The organism is Mixta tenebrionis, assembly GCF_006517625.1.
Classification (GTDB): domain Bacteria; phylum Pseudomonadota; class Gammaproteobacteria; order Enterobacterales; family Enterobacteriaceae; genus Mixta; species Mixta tenebrionis.
The window spans coordinates 205,248-220,059 of record NZ_VHQI01000006.1 but is presented as its reverse complement, the minus strand read 5'-3'; the positions used below and the strand labels follow the sequence as shown (position 1 = coordinate 220,059).

Annotated in this window: 14 protein-coding genes; 2 read left to right on the top strand and 12 right to left on the bottom strand. The window is 59.5% G+C overall.

Annotation, left to right across the window (positions count from 1 at the left end; genetic code table 11):
• Positions 1 to 275 precede the first annotated feature (275 nt).
• Complete coding sequence (asd, locus tag FKM52_RS11860; RefSeq protein WP_141176388.1) at positions 276 to 1,382, bottom strand: aspartate-semialdehyde dehydrogenase; 1,107 nt, start codon at positions 1,380 to 1,382, stop codon at positions 276 to 278.
• Positions 1,383 to 1,639: 257 nt separating this feature from the next.
• On the opposite strand from asd, the gene FKM52_RS11855 reads away from it, so the two are divergent.
• The gene (locus FKM52_RS11855) at positions 1,640 to 2,233 is read left to right on the top strand and encodes a YhgN family NAAT transporter (protein WP_141176387.1); all 594 of its coding nucleotides are present in this window, start codon (positions 1,640 to 1,642) and stop codon (positions 2,231 to 2,233) included.
• A gap of 47 nt (positions 2,234 to 2,280) precedes the next feature.
• Here FKM52_RS11855 and gntU read toward each other — a convergent pair whose 3' ends face one another.
• The 5 genes from gntU to ggt form a co-directional block, all read right to left on the bottom strand.
• Positions 2,281 to 3,621, bottom strand: a complete 1,341-nt coding sequence (gene gntU / locus FKM52_RS11850) for a gluconate transporter (protein ID WP_141176386.1) — start codon at positions 3,619 to 3,621, stop codon at positions 2,281 to 2,283.
• A gap of 9 nt (positions 3,622 to 3,630) precedes the next feature.
• On the bottom strand, positions 3,631 to 4,167 hold the full coding sequence (gene gntK / locus FKM52_RS11845; protein ID WP_141176385.1) for a gluconokinase: 537 nt from the start codon (positions 4,165 to 4,167) through the stop codon (positions 3,631 to 3,633).
• A 139-nt stretch (positions 4,168 to 4,306) separates the two neighbouring features.
• Positions 4,307 to 5,302: a gluconate operon transcriptional repressor GntR gene (gntR, locus tag FKM52_RS11840; protein WP_141176384.1), complete on the bottom strand. Its 996-nt coding sequence runs from the start codon at positions 5,300 to 5,302 to the stop codon at positions 4,307 to 4,309.
• 197 nt (positions 5,303 to 5,499) lie between these two features.
• Positions 5,500 to 6,195 carry a pirin family protein gene (locus FKM52_RS11835; RefSeq protein WP_141176383.1) on the bottom strand — a complete coding sequence of 232 codons (696 nt, stop codon included), beginning with the start codon at positions 6,193 to 6,195 and terminating at the stop codon, positions 5,500 to 5,502.
• A 425-nt stretch (positions 6,196 to 6,620) separates the two neighbouring features.
• Positions 6,621 to 8,369, bottom strand: coding sequence for a gamma-glutamyltransferase (gene ggt / locus FKM52_RS11830; RefSeq protein ID WP_141176382.1), 1,749 nt, complete (start codon positions 8,367 to 8,369; stop codon positions 6,621 to 6,623).
• A 192-nt stretch (positions 8,370 to 8,561) separates the two neighbouring features.
• Here ggt and FKM52_RS11825 point away from each other — a divergent pair, with 192 nt between their 5' ends.
• Positions 8,562 to 8,870: a DUF2756 domain-containing protein gene (locus FKM52_RS11825; RefSeq protein ID WP_141176381.1), complete on the top strand. Its 309-nt coding sequence runs from the start codon at positions 8,562 to 8,564 to the stop codon at positions 8,868 to 8,870.
• Between the two features lie 3 nt (positions 8,871 to 8,873).
• On the opposite strand, the gene ugpQ is transcribed toward FKM52_RS11825, so the two are convergent.
• The 6 genes from ugpQ to livF form a co-directional block, all read right to left on the bottom strand.
• On the bottom strand, positions 8,874 to 9,614 hold the full coding sequence (gene ugpQ, locus FKM52_RS11820; protein WP_141176380.1) for a glycerophosphodiester phosphodiesterase: 741 nt from the start codon (positions 9,612 to 9,614) through the stop codon (positions 8,874 to 8,876).
• Positions 9,611 to 10,681 carry a sn-glycerol-3-phosphate import ATP-binding protein UgpC gene (locus tag FKM52_RS11815; protein WP_141176379.1) on the bottom strand — a complete coding sequence of 357 codons (1,071 nt, stop codon included), beginning with the start codon at positions 10,679 to 10,681 and terminating at the stop codon, positions 9,611 to 9,613. The genes ugpQ and FKM52_RS11815 overlap by 4 nt, the downstream gene beginning before the upstream one ends.
• A gap of 3 nt (positions 10,682 to 10,684) precedes the next feature.
• Complete coding sequence (gene ugpE / locus FKM52_RS11810) at positions 10,685 to 11,530, bottom strand: sn-glycerol-3-phosphate ABC transporter permease UgpE (RefSeq protein WP_141176378.1); 846 nt, start codon at positions 11,528 to 11,530, stop codon at positions 10,685 to 10,687.
• On the bottom strand, positions 11,527 to 12,414 hold the full coding sequence (ugpA, locus tag FKM52_RS11805; RefSeq protein WP_141176377.1) for a sn-glycerol-3-phosphate ABC transporter permease UgpA: 888 nt from the start codon (positions 12,412 to 12,414) through the stop codon (positions 11,527 to 11,529). The genes ugpE and ugpA overlap by 4 nt, the downstream gene beginning before the upstream one ends.
• Before the next feature lie 83 nt (positions 12,415 to 12,497).
• On the bottom strand, positions 12,498 to 13,817 hold the full coding sequence (ugpB, locus tag FKM52_RS11800) for a sn-glycerol-3-phosphate ABC transporter substrate-binding protein UgpB (RefSeq protein WP_141176376.1): 1,320 nt from the start codon (positions 13,815 to 13,817) through the stop codon (positions 12,498 to 12,500).
• A 281-nt stretch (positions 13,818 to 14,098) separates the two neighbouring features.
• Positions 14,099 to 14,812 (bottom strand): high-affinity branched-chain amino acid ABC transporter ATP-binding protein LivF, encoded by a 714-nt coding sequence (gene livF / locus FKM52_RS11795; protein WP_141176375.1) that lies wholly within the window; start codon positions 14,810 to 14,812, stop codon positions 14,099 to 14,101.

Here is a 14,812-nt window from a genome sequence, read left to right as displayed (position 1 = left end):
GCGCGCCGACAGAGCCGCAACCTTTCCATGGAAAAAAGCGTTGCCGCGCGCATCAACTTTTAATATTCGAAACGGAAAAACGAAACAGTCATGCTAAGCATAGACAAGGCGTACAATAAGCCTGCGAACTTTGCATAAAATAATTTTCGTCATGCTAAAAAGAAGAGGCGGATCACCCGGCGGCTGACTTTACGACAGGTAGTTGAAAAAGCAGGGAATGCGCGAAAGCGGGGGTAAAGCGCCCCATTCCACAGGCGGAACGGGGCTGAAACAGATTAATCAACCAGCAGCCGCAGCATACGGCGCAGCGGTTCGGCGGCGCCCCACAGAAGCTGATCGCCGACGGTAAAGGCGGAAAGGTAGTCCGGTCCCATATTCAGCTTGCGCAAGCGCCCTACCGGCGTGCTTAGCGTGCCGGTTACCGCAGCGGGCGACAGCTCGCGCATCGTCAGCTCGCGATCGTTCGGCACCACTTTCACCCACGGGTTGTGCGCCGCCAGCAGCTGCTCAATCTCCGTCAGCGGTACATCTTGCTTCAGCTTCAGCGTAAAAGCCTGGCTGTGGCAGCGCAGCGCGCCAATGCGCACGCAAAGGCCGTCAACCGGGATGGTCTGCTGCGTGCCGAGAATTTTGTTGGTCTCCGCCTGCCCCTTCCACTCTTCGCGGCTCTGGCCGTTCTCCAGCTGCTTATCGATCCACGGAATCAGGCTGCCCGCCAGCGGGACGCCGAAGTTATCGGTCGGCAGCGTGCCGGAGCGGGTCAGCTGCGTCACCTTACGCTCGATATCCAGAATCGCCGACGCCGGGTTTTGCAGCTCTTGCGCCACATGGTTATGCAGCATGCCCATCTGCGTCAGCAGTTCGCGCATATGGCGCGCGCCGCCGCCGGAAGCCGCCTGATAGGTCGCGACCGACGCCCACTCCACCAGATCGTGCGCAAACAGCCCGCCGAGCGACATCAGCATCAGGCTGACGGTGCAGTTGCCGCCGACGAAGGTTTTCATCCCTTTATCCAGCCCCTGACGAATCACCTGATGGTTAACCGGATCGAGGATGATAATCGCCTCATCTTTCATCCGCAGGGTTGAGGCCGCATCGATCCAGTAGCCCTGCCAGCCGCTGGCGCGCAGCTTCGGGTAGATTTCGCTGGTGTAGTCGCCGCCCTGACAGGTGATAATAATATCCAGCGCCTTTAGCGCATCGATATCATAAGCGTCCTGCAGCGTGCCGCTCTGACCGCCGACGGTCGGCGCCGCCTGACCATGCTGAGAAGTGGAGAAAAAAACCGGGCGAATCGCGTCGAAATCACGCTCTTCGTTCATGCGCTGCATCAGCACCGAGCCGACCATGCCGCGCCAGCCAATAAGACCTACATTTTTCATTGAGCACCTGCTACGGGCTACCCGCCGCGCCGGCGCGCCGCACAGGCGGCGACCGCGTTACAAGGTAGCGACAGTCTGAAAAGTGAAACATCGGATCGCCGGAAAGCGAAGCCCGCCAGAGAAAATTTGGTTTACCTGTGACCATCAACTCTACAAAATGCAGCCCTGCTGGCAAGTGAATTAATTCGATTGGATTAATCTTTTCAATAGCATTGCTAATAACGGCGCCGCCGCTTTAACGCTAAAGAGCAAAATAAATGACTGAAATGATCTCTGCGACCATATTATTGTTGTTGATAATGGACCCGCTCGGCAATTTGCCGATTTTTATGTCGGTTTTAAAGCATCTGGAACCTAAACGCCGCCGCCTGGTGCTGATACGCGAAATGTTGATCGCGCTGGGCATTATGCTGCTGTTTTTATTCGCCGGAGAAAAAATTCTCGCCTTCCTTAACCTGCGCACCGAAACCGTCTCCATTTCCGGCGGCGTCATTCTGTTCCTGATTGCCATCAAAATGATTTTCCCTTCCGCCGAGAGCAACAGCAGCGGCCTGCCGGTAGGCGAGGAGCCTTTCCTCGTGCCGCTCGCCATTCCGCTGGTCGCCGGCCCTTCGCTGCTTGCCACCCTGATGCTGCTTTCCCATCAGTATCCTAACCATATGGGCTATCTGGTAGGAGCGCTGCTGTGCGCCTGGGGCGTTACGGTGGTGATCCTGCTGCTCTCCGGCCTGTTTCTGCGGCTGCTGGGCGATAAGGGAGTTAATGCGCTGGAGCGGCTGATGGGGTTGATTCTGATTATGCTGGCGACGCAGATGTTCCTTGACGGTATTCGCGCCTATCTGAAGATTTAACCGCCGGGAAAGACGGACGGATGGCGTTTCGCCTCCGTCCGCGGCGATCAGGAGAGCAGCTGGAAAGCGATCATGCCGATAATCGCCCCGACGGTGCCAAGAATGGTCTCCATCAGCGTCCAGGTTTTCAGCGTCTGCGCTTCGGTGGCGCCGGTAAAGCGGCCAAACAGCCAGAAGCCGGCATCATTCACATGGCTGACCACAATCGACCCGCCGGCGATGCAGATCGACAGTGCCGCCATCTGCGCGCCGCTGTAGTGCAGCGGCTCGATAACCGGCATCACCAGCCCGACCGCCGTTAAGCAGGCCACCGTCGCCGATCCCTGAATAATGCGCACCGCGGCGGCGAGGATAAAGCAGGCCAGCGCAATCGGCAGCCCCGCGCCGGTAAGCGCGTTGCCCAGCGCCGGCCCCACGCCGGAATCGACCAGCACCTGCTTAAACACGCCGCCTGCGCCGATCACCAGCAGAATAATGCCCGCGGGCTGCAGCGCGCTGCCGCACACCTGCATCACCTTCTCTTTATCCATCCCCTGACGCCAGGCCAGACCGTAAATCGCCAGCAGCAGCGCCAGCAGAATGGCGGTAAAGGGATGGCCGATAAACTCCAGCCACTCATAAAGCCGCGATCCTTCAGCGGTGAAGCGCGCGCCGATGGTTTTCAGCCCCACCAGCACCAGCGGAAAGAGAATCAGCGCCAGGCTGAAGGCGAAGGATGGCATCTTGTGCTGCTCGACGTCCGGCTGCGAGCTCTCCTCCGGCAGGTTAAAGCTGACATGGCGGCTGATAAAATTGCCGAACAGCGGCCCGGCGATCAGCATCCCCGGCAGCGCGGCGCAGAGGCCGAGCAGGATCATCCAGCCGAAATCAACGTGCATCTGCGACGCCAGCAGCATCGGCGCCGGCCCCGGCAGCAGAAAGGCCGCCGCCGCCGCGACGCCGGCGAACAGCGGGATCACCAGCTTCACCAGATTATCGCCGGTGCGGCGCGCCACGGCGAAGGCGATGCTGATCAGCAGTACGACCGCCACCTCAAAAAACAGCGGCAGCGCGCAAATTAAGCCGGCGATGCCCATCGCATAGTGCGCGCGACGTTCGCCGAACGATTTCAGCATCCGGATAGCGATTTGATCGACCGCGCCGGTTTCATGCAGGATTTTGCCGAACATCGCGCCCAGCGCCACCACCACGGCAAGAAAGCCGAGCGTGCCGCCCATGCCTTTCTGCATGGTTTCCGCGATTTTATCCAGCGGCATCCCGGAGAACAGGCCGGCGCCGAAAGAGACTAATATCAGGGCGACAAAGGCGTGCATGCGCGCTTTCATTACCAGGAACAGCAGCAGGACAACCGAGCCTGCCGCAGTTAATACCAGGGTTGCGGTACTCATAAGCAACAACTAATCCTTTTTGATCGCATCCTGAATGGCAGCGATGGTAGCGGCAACGACGTCCGGCAGGGGATGATTGATATCAACCGCCAGCACATCGCTTTCATCAGCGGCGGGCTCTTCCAGCGTTTCGAACTGGGAGACCAGCATCTGCGGTTTAAAGAAGTGGCCTTTACGCGCCTTCAGCCGGTTTTCAATGGTGGCAAACTCACCTTTCAGATAGATAAAAGAGAGGTTATCGTTCCCCCGGCGCAGGATATCGCGGTAGCTTTTTTTCAGCGCGGAGCAGACGATAATTGAAACGGCCTGGGTACGCTGCATGGCGAAAGCCGCATCGTTCACCGCCTGCAGCCAGGGCTGACGATCGCTGTCGTTCAGCGGGTGGCCGTGGGCCATTTTTTCAATATTGGCACGCGGATGGAGAAAATCGCCGTCGAGAAACGCGGTTTTCAGCTGGTGCGAGACTTCATAAGCAACGGCGGATTTACCGCTGCCCGAAACGCCCATCAGGATAAAGACGTGATGTGACGGCGACTGAGTTTGCATTGTTGTTGGCTCCGGCAGATGAAAATGCAAATGTTACCGATAACATCGGCGCATCCATTCTCAGTACGTGCGCTGTTCAGCGCAACCCGCCGGGCAGGAAAAGCCTGGAATTGTGAGCAAGTTCAAAAAAACATCCGGTTCAGATGCTTTCCCCTTCCTCAATCGCAAAGCCTACGTCGATGGGCTGATGCACGCTGTTATCGCCGCCGATGCGTGCCAGCAGAAGCGTCGCCGCCTCACGTCCCATGCGCTCACGCGGGGTGAATACCGTCGCCAGTTTTGGCGTCACCACGTGGGCAATATCGTGTCCGTGAAACCCGGCAATCGCCATCTGCTCCGGTACGCGTAATCCCTGGCGCTGACATTCAAACATAGCACCGATTGCCAAATCGTCATTGGTACAGAACAGGCTATCGGTCTGCGGATAGCGGCGCCGCGCCTCGCACAACAGCATGGCGCCCGCGCTAAACGAGGAGGCTTCCTCCATCATTACGCTGCGCGGCTCCAGCCCCGCCTCGCGCATCGCCAGCGCATAGCCCTGCTCTTTTTGCAGCGTGCGCTCATCCAGCCGCGCGCCAAGATAAACGGTATGGCGATGCCCTTTCGCCAGAATCGCGCGCGTCATCTGACGCGCCGCCTCAACGTTATCGAAGCCCACCGCCATATCCAGGCAGGGAGAGACGCTGTCCATCATCTCAATGACCGGGATACCGGCGGTTGCGATCATGCGCAGGCTGGCGGGAGTGTGGGTTCGCTCGGTCAGGATCAGGCCGTCGATATTCCAACCCAGCAGAGAGCGCAGCTGCAGCTCCTCTTTCTCCGCGTTATAGCCGAAATGGCCCACCAGCGTCTGATAGCCGGCCTCATCGGTAACGGCTTCAATACCGCGCAGCACGTCGGCGAAGACCTGGTTGGTCAGCGAGGGCAGCAGCACGCCGATGGCGCGGCTGGTGGCGTTGGATAACATGTCGGGCGCGCGGTTGGGAATGTAGCCCAGCTCATCCAGCGCGACGGCGATTTTCGCCCCCAGCGCGGCGGATACCTGCTGCGGATTGCGCAGGTAGCGGCTGACGGTCATTTTCGTCACGCCGACGCGATCGGCAACGTCCTGCAGCACAGGTCTTTTTTTCTTCATGATGATTCGCCGGGCAGAGAGAGATGAGGCTGAGTTTACAAAAAAAAGCCAGCCGTCACGAGCGGGGAAAACGCGACGATAACGGCGCCTGCCCAGGACCAGCGCCGGCGGCCTGATTTAACCGGGAATTAGCGCAGCCAATAAAAAAGCCGCCGGACAGGATGAACGGCGGCTCAGTACGCGTTAACCTTTTACGGTCAGACCGGCGGCAGATCGAACAGCAGGATTTCCGCATCGCTGCTCGCCTGCAGCTGCAGCGTACTCTCATCCCAGATTGCCAGCGCATCGCTGGTGGCGACCGGCTGGTCATTCACCTGCACATTGCCCTTCACCACCTGAATCCAGATGCGGCGCGCGGCATCCAGCGTCACGCTGTCGCTCTCGCCCGCCTTCAGCACCCAGCGCGACAGCGTCATATCCTGGTAGACCTTCAGCGAACCTTCGCGCGCATCGGGCGAAAGGATCAGCTGGCGGCCCTGCACCACGGCAAAGCGGCGCTGAGCGTAACGCGGTTCGATGCCGGTTTTTTCCGGGATAATCCAGATCTGATACAGATGCAGCGGCTCGCTGCTGCTGGCGTTATATTCTGAGTGGCGCACGCCGGTGCCGGCGCTCATAATCTGGAACTCGCCCGCCGGGATCTGCTCTTTGTTGCCCATGCTGTCCTGATGCTCAACGGTGCCGGAAAGCACGTAGGTCAGAATTTCCATATCTTTATGCGGATGGGTGCCGAAGCCCTGGCCGGCGTCAATCACATCTTCGTTAATTACCCGCAGCGCGGAGAAGCCCATAAAGTTGGCATCGTAATAGTTGGCGAAGGAAAAGGTATGCCAGCTATCCAGCCAGCCGTGGTTGGCGTGACCGCGTTCTTCAGCTTTGCGTAAGTAAATCATGTTCAATGCTCCTCAACGTTTTTTTATAGTCTGGGCCCGGAGCAGGTTGAATGATAGCTGAAAAACTTCACCTCTCTGTTCAAAAAAAATGAATGGTTTTCCCGCTGCCCGACAAAGAGAGGGCAGGCGGATTGATGAAGCATGGAGGAAGCGGCAACAGGGAACATGCCCAGGCCGGCAGCGGGCAAAAAAAAAGCCAGCACCCGGCTGGCTAAGATAATACTGGAAGCAATGTGAGCAATGTCGTGCCTTCGCAGAGAGTCCTTAGCGGGTCTCGCCGGAGTGCATGACAATAATAATCATTATCATTCTCGTCTGTAAACCCTTTTATGATAATTTTCTTGCCGCTGCCGTTCGCTAAGCGCGTTCACCGGGAATAAGCCCGGCAAACGCGGCCTTATGCCAGCCGTTTTTCTGAGCGGTCGCTAATAGCCTGCCGTCAGATCGTCCGGGGTGCGCGGATCGGAAGCGCCGTACAGCGTGCCATCCGGCCCGATCATAATGCTTTGCGTGCTGCCCATCGCCGGCAGCAGCTGGACATTTTGCCCTTTCGCGCTCAGCAGCTTCAGCGTATCGGGACTGAAGCCCTTCTCAACCCGCAGCTGGTCCGGCAGCCACTGGTGATGGAAGCGCGGCGCGCTGGTCGCTTCCGCCACGTTCATCGCGAAATCGATACTGTTAACTACCATCTGCAGCACGGTGGTGATGATGCGGCTGCCGCCGGGGCTGCCGGTAACCAGCCAGGTTTTGCCGTCTTTCACCACAATCGTCGGCGACATTGAGGAGAGCGGGCGCTTGCCGGGCTGAATGGCGTTGGCTTCGCCGCCAATCAAACCATAGACATTGGGCGTGCCGGGGCGGGCGGAAAAGTCATCCATCTGGTTGTTCAGTAAGATGCCGCTTTTTCCGGCGACGATGCCGCTGCCGAAATTGGTATTCAGCGTGTAGGTAACGGCAACCGCGTTGCCCGCTTTATCCACCACCGAGAAATGCGTGGTCTGATTGCTCTCATAGGGCGCCAGCTTGCCGGGTTTAATCTGTTCCGACGGACGCGCTTTGGCGATATCGATCTGCTGCGCCAGCGATTTCGCATAGTCCTTGCTGGTCAGCGCCTGCCATGGCACCTTGACGAAATCGGGATCGCCCAGATATTCCGAACGGTCGGCGTAGGCATATTTCTCCGCCTCCGCCATCACCTGGATCGCATCGGCGCTGCCGAAGCCCATCTTCGCCAGATCGAAGTTTTCGAGGATATTCAGGATCTGAACAATATGGATCCCGCCCGATGAGGGCGGCGGCATCGAAAAGATCTGGTAGCCGCGATAGCTGCCGCCGATCGGTTTACGCTCCAGCGCCCGGTAGCGGGCTAAATCCTGTTTGTCGATCAGCCCGCCATGCTGCGCCATTTCCGCAGCGATCTCATCGGCGATCTCGCCTTTGTAAAAGGCATCCGGCCCCTGCTGAGCAATCAGCGTCAGGCTGCGCGCCAGGTTCGCCTGCACCAGACGCTCGCCTTTTTGATAAGGCGTTCCGTCCGCTTTGAAGAATATCGCCCGGCTGTTGTCATGGCCCAGCAGCACCTCTTTGCCGTAGGTATTCAGATCGTCAGCCAGCGCATCGTTCACCACAATCCCCTCACGCGCCAGCGCTATCGCCGGCTGCAGCAGGCGGCTCAGCGGCAGGGTGCCATACTTATCCGCCGCCAGCGCAAAACCCGCCACCGTGCCGGGCGTGCCGGAAGCTAACGGCGAGGTCAGCGATAGCTTGCTGTCGGCATTGCCCTGTTTATCCAGAAACATATCGCGGCTGGCGCGGGCCGGTGCGACTTCACGAAAATCGATCGCGCTGACCTGACCGGCGGCGGTACGCAACAGCATAAAACCGCCGCCGCCCAGGTTGCCTGCCTGCGGGTGGGTTACCGCCAGCGCAAAACCAACGGCGACGGCGGCATCCACCGCGTTGCCGCCCTGGCGCAGGATATCCACCCCCACCTGCGTAGCCAGCGCATCTACCGACGCCACCATTCCCTGGCGCGCTCTGACCGGATGAAAGGTATCCGCTTCGACGCCATATGAAACCGGCGGCGCGCTCTGCACCAGCGCCAGCGCCGGCGCGCCCCATATTGACGCCAACAGCGCAGCGGCCAGCCCCCATCCCTTCACTCTTTTTTGCATGGTGTTTACCCCTGTTATGGTTTTTTACATTATGTTTGCCCACCATAAACATGCACAAACTAAGCCAAAAAAATGAGATATCGCGCAGGCTAAGCGGAATTAACCGGTCGATGGCGCAGGGTGAGTTAAACTTAAACAGGCTAACGGGCAACGCCGCCGTTCTGGCTTCGCCGCCCCGGAAGGAGGAGTAAAGTGAAAAAATTACTGTGGGTGTTTATCGCGCTGCTGCCGCTGAGCGGCATGGCGGATACGCTGAATAGCAACAACAACAATAATCCAAACCAGCCTGGCTATAACCCCAGCCAGCAGCGGCTGCAAAACCAGATGCAGTCAAATCAGATCCAGCAGCAAAACCGGCTGCGTCAGGATCAGCAATGGCAGACGCAGCAAACCCAGCGCCGTCTGCAGGAACAGCGCAACAGTACGCAGCAGCGCGTACTGCAGTCACAGCCCGGCGACGCGACGCGCTATCCGCCGGTTAATCAGCAGAACGGCCGCTGAGAGTCAAAAGTCGGGACCGATAATATCGATGCGATCGGTGCAGATCGCATCCACGCCCCATTCCAGCAGCAAGCGGGCGCGGGCGGGCTGATTGACGGTATATACCAGAATGCGCAGCCCCGCCTGTTTGATAGCGGCGGTGCGCGCCGCATCCAGCAGGCGATGATTAAGGTGCAGCGAAACGCAATCCAGCTGCTGCGCCATACTCAGCCAGTCATCGTGCCACTCATCCAGCAGCAGGCCGCGCGGCAGCTCCGGCGCCGCCTGCATCGCCGCTTCCAGCGCGACAAAGGAAAATGAAGAGAGCAGCGGCGGCGTTTCGCCGCGCCACAGCTCCCGCGCCGCCAGCGCCGCCGCCCTTCCGGTTGCGGCTTCACAGCCGTCGGTCGGTTTGATTTCAATATTAGCCATCAGCTGATGCTGACGACAGCGGGCCGCCACCTGGGTCAGCAATGGCAGCGGCTCCGCTGTGAACGCCCGGCTGAACCAGCCGCCGGCATCCAGCTGCGCCAGCTTTTCCCACGGCAGTTCGCCCGCAATGCCCCAGCCGTTGCTGGTGCGATCGAGCGTATCGTCATGCAGCAGAAACAGCTGCTCATCGCGCGACAGCTTGACGTCGAACTCAATCATGGCGTGACCATAGCGGGCGCCGACATCAATGGCCGCGAGGGTGTTTTCCGGCGCCAGCTTGCCGCCGCCGCGATGCGCGACAATACGCGGATAGGGCCAGGGATGGGTATTCATTCCAGTCGAGCTCCATCATGGGTGAAGAAGTGCAGCGCCGCGTCAGGCAGATGCAGCCACAGCGTGCTGCCCGGCGCGGGACGCTCAATATGCGGCAAGCGTACCACAACTGACCTTCCGCCCCAGCGCCCGTGCGCCAGATTATCAGCGCCCAGCAGCTCCAGCGTTTCAACGGTTAACGGCACGCCGCCCGCCTGCTGGCTGCTCAGGCTGATATGTTCCGGGCGAATGCCCAGCGTTGCCGTCTGATTCGCCCAGCGCGTTCTCGCCGTCGCCAGCGGCAGCGTCAGGCCGCTTTCCAGCGTAAAGGAGGTGCCGTCATGGCTGAAAACGCCCTCCAGCAGGTTCATCGCAGGCGCGCCGATAAAGCTGGCGACAAAGCGCGTGGCGGGCCGTTCGTAAACCTCAACCGGCGTGCCGATCTGCTCAACGACGCCTTTGTTCATTACCATCACCCGCTGCGCCAGCGTCATCGCCTCAACCTGATCGTGGGTAACATAAAGGCTGGTGGTTTGCAGGCGTCGGTGCAGCTGCTGCAGTTCCAGGCGCATCTGCACCCGCAGGCGCGCATCGAGGTTGGATAACGGCTCATCAAACAGAAACAGCGCCGGCTCGCGCACGATAGCGCGCCCCATCGCCACCCGTTGCCGCTGGCCGCCGGAAAGCTCGCGCGGATGCCGTTGCAGCAGCGCCTCCAGCTCCAGGCTGCGCGCCGTCTCCAGCACCCGCCGGCGGACCTGCTCACGCCCCATGCCGCGAATTTTCAGGCCGTAGCCCATATTCTCCGCCACCGTCATGTGCGGATAGAGCGCATAGTTCTGAAACACCATCGCAATGCCGCGATCTTTCGGCTCCAGTTCGGTAACGCGCTGCCTGTCGATATAGATATCGCCGCTGGTGACGCGCTCCAGCCCGGCCACCATCCGCAGCAGCGTCGATTTGCCGCAGCCGGACGGCCCAACGATCACCATAAATTCGCCGTTGCGGATCGCCACGTCCAGCGGCTGAATAATTTGCTGTTTGCCGTCCCAGGATTTCGTCACGGCCTGAAGGGTTACTGCTGCCATTGTCTATTTCTCGCTTTCAACCAGACCACGTACAAATGCCCGCTGCATTACCATTACCACCGCCACCGGCGGGATCAGCGTCAACAGCATCGCCGCCATCACCAGATTCCACCGGGTGGTGCCTTCGCCGGAAGAGATCATGCTGCGAATCCCGGCCACCGCCGTGCCCATCTGCGCGTCGCTGGTGATCAAAATGGGCCAGAGATACTGATTCCAGCCGTAGATAAAGGTGATCACGAACAGCGCCGCCAGGTTGGTGCGCGACAGCGGCAGCACGATATCGAGGAAGAAGCGCATCGGTCCGGCGCCGTCAATGCGCGCCGCCTCGATCAGCTCATCCGGCAGCGAAAGAAAAAACTGACGAAAAAGAAAGGTGGCGGTCGCCGACGCCATCAGCGGCAGCGTTAAGCCGCTGTAGCTGTCGAGCAGACTGAGATTCGCCACCACCTCGACCGTTGGGAAGATACGCACCTCTACCGGCAGCATCAGGGTAATAAAGATCATCCAGAACACCAGGTTACGCAGCGGAAAGCGAAACCAGACCAGCGCAAAAGCAGACAGGATCGAGACGATGATTTTGCCGCACGTAATGCCCAGCGCCATCAGCGTACTGTTGAACAGCAGCACGCTCATCGGCGCGCTGTTGCTGCTGACGCCATGCAGCCAGATTTCGCGCAGGTTATGCCACAGCTGATTGCCGGGGATCAGCGTCATCGGCACCTGGAAGATCTGCTGGTTATCCAGCGTGGCGGCGACAAACGCCACCCAGAGCGGAAACAGGATGGTCAGAATGCCGAGAATCAGCATCAGATGGCTGAAAATATCCAGCCCGCGTCGGTTTTCAATCATTGATAACGCACCTTACGCTCGACGTAGCGGAACTGAATTACCGTTAAAACGATCACCAAAAACATCAGCACCACCGACTGCGCGGCGGACGAGGAGAGATCCAGCCCGGCAAAGCCTTCGCGATAGATTTTATAAATCAGCGTGGTGGTTGCCTGCACCGGCCCGCCCTGGGTCGCCGCGTCAATCACCGGAAAGGTATCGAAAAAGGCGTAGACCAGATTGACCACCAGCAAAAAGAAACTGACCGGCGCGATCAGCGGCAGCGCCAGATGAAAGAAGCGCCGTACCGGCCCGGCGCCGTCGATGGCGGCGGCCTCCACCAGCGAACGCGGAATCGACTGCAGCGCGGCGAAGAAAAACAGAAAGTTATAGCTGATCTGCTGCCAGACCGAGGCCAGAACCACCAGAAACATCGCCTGGCCGCTGCTCTGCGCATGATTCCAGTTATAGCCCTGCTCATGCAGAAAATGGCTAATCAATCCGATGCCGGGATTAAACAGGAACATCCACAGCACCGCCGCGATCGCCGGCGCTACCGCATAGGGCAACAGCAGCAGCGTCTGGTAGAAGCGGCGCAGGCGCAGCACATAATCCGTCAGCGCGGCGAACAGCAGCGAAATAATCAGCCCGCAGCCGGTAACCAGCGCGCTGAACAGCAGCGTGGTCCAGAAAGAGGCCAGATAATAGCTGTCATCCAGCAGGCGGCGGAAATTTTCCAGGCCGACAAAGGTGCTGGAGAAGCCGAAGGGATCGACGCTTTGCAGCGAATACCAGAGCGCTTCTCCGGCGGGCCAGATAAAGAAGATCAGCGTAATCAGCAGCTGAGGCAGCACCAGCGCCCAGGGCAGCCAGCGCGAATGAAAAACGGGACGAGAGCTGGACATGAGGTCCTTCCATAGCAGGGCGACAGGTAAAACGCGCTTGCAAACGGCAAAACGCCGGGCCGCTCGCGCCGCCCGGCTCAGGGTTATTTCACCTGTTGTTCAAAGCGACGCAGCAGCAGGTTGCCGCGCTGTACGGCGCTATCCAGCGCCGCCTGCGGCGTTTTAGCGCCGCTCCAGACGCTCTCCAGCTCTTCATCGACGATGGTGCGGATTTGCGGCATATTGCCAAGACGCAGCCCCCTGGTGAACGGCAGCGGCGGCTTGTTCAGCATCTGGCGGGTGGCGATATCCGCGCCGGGGTTCTGCTCATAGTAGCCCTGCTGACGGGTTAAATCGTAAGCGGCCTTCGTCACCGGCAGATAGCCGGTTTTCTGATGCCACTCGGCGGCGATTTCCGGCTGGGTCAGAAATTGCAGGAACTCCGCGACGCCTTTATAGCTATTGCTGTCTTTGCCCTGCATCACCCACAGGCTGGCGCCGCCGATAATGGCGTTTTGCGGTGCGCCAGGCACGCTTTCGTCGTAAGGCATCATGCCTACGCCGTAGCTGAATTTGGCGTGTTGACGAATATCCGCCAGCGAACCGGAGGAGGCGGTAGTGATGGCGCAGTCGCCGTTATAGAACTTTTCGGTGGATTCATCCTTGCGGCCAAAATAGGTGAAATCCCCTTTCTTGTTCATCTCTTCCAGCATGGCGATATGACGCACCTGCGCCGGCTGATTAAAAATCAGCTGCGCGCTGGCGCCGCCGAAACCGTTGTTTTCCGTGGCTACCGGCAGGCCGTGCCAGGCGCTGAAGTTTTCAATCTGAATCCAGCCCTGCCAGCCGCTGGCATAGCCGCACTTAATGCCCGCCTGCCGCAGCGCTGCGGTATCTTTCGCCAGCTGCTGCCAGGTTTTTGGCGGCTGTTCAGGATCGAGCCCCGCTTTTTTAAACGCATCTTTGTTGTAGTAAAGCACCGGCGTGGAGCTGTTAAACGGCTGCGACAGCAGATGACCGCTCTTTGCCTCGGTGTAGTAACCCGCTACCGTCGGCACAAACTGGCTTTCATCGAAGCTGATGCCCGCATCGTTAAACACCTGATAGACCGGCTTGATAGCGCGCGAGGCCATCATGGTGGCGGTGCCGACTTCGTAAACCTGTAAAATCGCCGGCGCCTTGCCGGTACGCACCGCAGCGATGCCAGCCGCCAGGCTCTGCTCATAGTTGCCTTTGTAGACCGGAACGATCTTGTAATCGGGATGAGCCTGGTTAAAACGTTCTGCCAGCGAATCCACTTCTTTACCCAATTCGCCTTCCATTGAATGCCAGAACGGAATGTCCGTCGCGGCCAGGGCGTTGCTGCTCAGAGCCAGCCCCAGCAGCACGCTGAGAGCGGTATGACGAAACGTAAGAGAGGACATAGCATTTTCCTGTGCCGTTGTAGGTCTGTACGAAATCACGGTTTTTTGCCGTTCGCGAAGTAACATGACACGGAAAAATGACGGAAAGATAACCGTTCAATGACGCCGAAATGACAGCAAGGTTGCAGGGAGAGGCGGGTAAAGCGGCGCGCAACGGAGCGCGGCTGACGCTCCGCCGCCGGCTGTCAGACGCGTGAAAGCTAAAGCGGCGCTCCGCCGCTGATTGTCAGCCAGGCTAAGGTAAAGCGGCCGCCCGGCGCGCGCCGGACGGCCCGACGACGTTATGCGCCCAGATAGGCGCTGCGCACCGCCTCATTCGCCAACAGCGCGTCGCCGCTGTCCTCCAGCACCACGCGCCCGTTTTCCAGCACGTAGCCGCGATCGGCCAGCTTCAGCGCCTGATTGGCGTTCTGCTCCACCAGGAAGATGGTCATCCCCTCCTGCCGCAGCTGCTCGATGGTATCGAAAATTTGCTGAATGATAATCGGCGCCAGGCCGAGCGACGGCTCGTCCAGCAGCAGCAGGCGCGGCTGGCTCATCAGCGCGCGGCCGATAGCCAGCATCTGCTGTTCGCCGCCGGACATGGTGCCGGCTCGCTGCACTCGCCGCTCCAGCAGACGCGGGAAGAGGTGGTAAACGCGCTCGATACGCTGCTGATACTGCTGGCGGCTGGCGAAGAAGCCGCCCATCGCCAGATTCTCCTCTACCGTCATACGTGAAAACACTCGCCGCCCTTCCGGCACGATGGCGATCGCCTCGCGCATAATGCGCGCCGTTTGCCAGTCGGTAATCGCTTTACCGTCAAAGGTGATGACGCCTTCCGAGGCGCGCGGTTCGCCGCACAGCGTGCCGAGCAGCGTGGTTTTTCCGGCGCCGTTGGCGCCAATCAGCGTAACAATCTCTCCCTGCTGGATATGCAGGCTGACCTGATGCAGCGCCTGAATCTTGCCGTAGTGGGCGCTGACGTTGCTGAGCGTTAAAATCGGCGTCGCCAT

Excerpts from the sequence above, each read along its gene's own strand:
- gntK (WP_141176385.1), bottom strand. The coding sequence starts at position 4,167 with ATGCAAACTCAGTCGCCGTCACATCACGTCTTTATCCTGATGGGCGTT.
- ggt (WP_141176382.1), bottom strand. The coding sequence starts at position 8,369 with ATGCAAAAAAGAGTGAAGGGATGGGGGCTGGCCGCTGCGCTGTTGGCG.
- ugpE (WP_141176378.1), bottom strand. The coding sequence starts at position 11,530 with ATGATTGAAAACCGACGCGGGCTGGATATTTTCAGCCATCTGATGCTG.
- gntU (WP_141176386.1), bottom strand. The coding sequence starts at position 3,621 with ATGAGTACCGCAACCCTGGTATTAACTGCGGCAGGCTCGGTTGTCCTG.
- ugpQ (WP_141176380.1), bottom strand. The coding sequence starts at position 9,614 with ATGAATACCCATCCCTGGCCCTATCCGCGTATTGTCGCGCATCGCGGC.
- livF (WP_141176375.1), bottom strand. The coding sequence starts at position 14,812 with ATGGCGACGCCGATTTTAACGCTCAGCAACGTCAGCGCCCACTACGGC.
- asd (WP_141176388.1), bottom strand. The coding sequence starts at position 1,382 with ATGAAAAATGTAGGTCTTATTGGCTGGCGCGGCATGGTCGGCTCGGTG.
- ugpB (WP_141176376.1), bottom strand. The coding sequence starts at position 13,817 with ATGTCCTCTCTTACGTTTCGTCATACCGCTCTCAGCGTGCTGCTGGGG.
- ugpA (WP_141176377.1), bottom strand. The coding sequence starts at position 12,414 with ATGTCCAGCTCTCGTCCCGTTTTTCATTCGCGCTGGCTGCCCTGGGCG.
- gntR (WP_141176384.1), bottom strand. The coding sequence starts at position 5,302 with ATGAAGAAAAAAAGACCTGTGCTGCAGGACGTTGCCGATCGCGTCGGC.
- FKM52_RS11855 (WP_141176387.1), top strand. The coding sequence starts at position 1,640 with ATGACTGAAATGATCTCTGCGACCATATTATTGTTGTTGATAATGGAC.
- FKM52_RS11815 (WP_141176379.1), bottom strand. The coding sequence starts at position 10,681 with ATGGCAGCAGTAACCCTTCAGGCCGTGACGAAATCCTGGGACGGCAAA.
- FKM52_RS11835 (WP_141176383.1), bottom strand. The coding sequence starts at position 6,195 with ATGATTTACTTACGCAAAGCTGAAGAACGCGGTCACGCCAACCACGGC.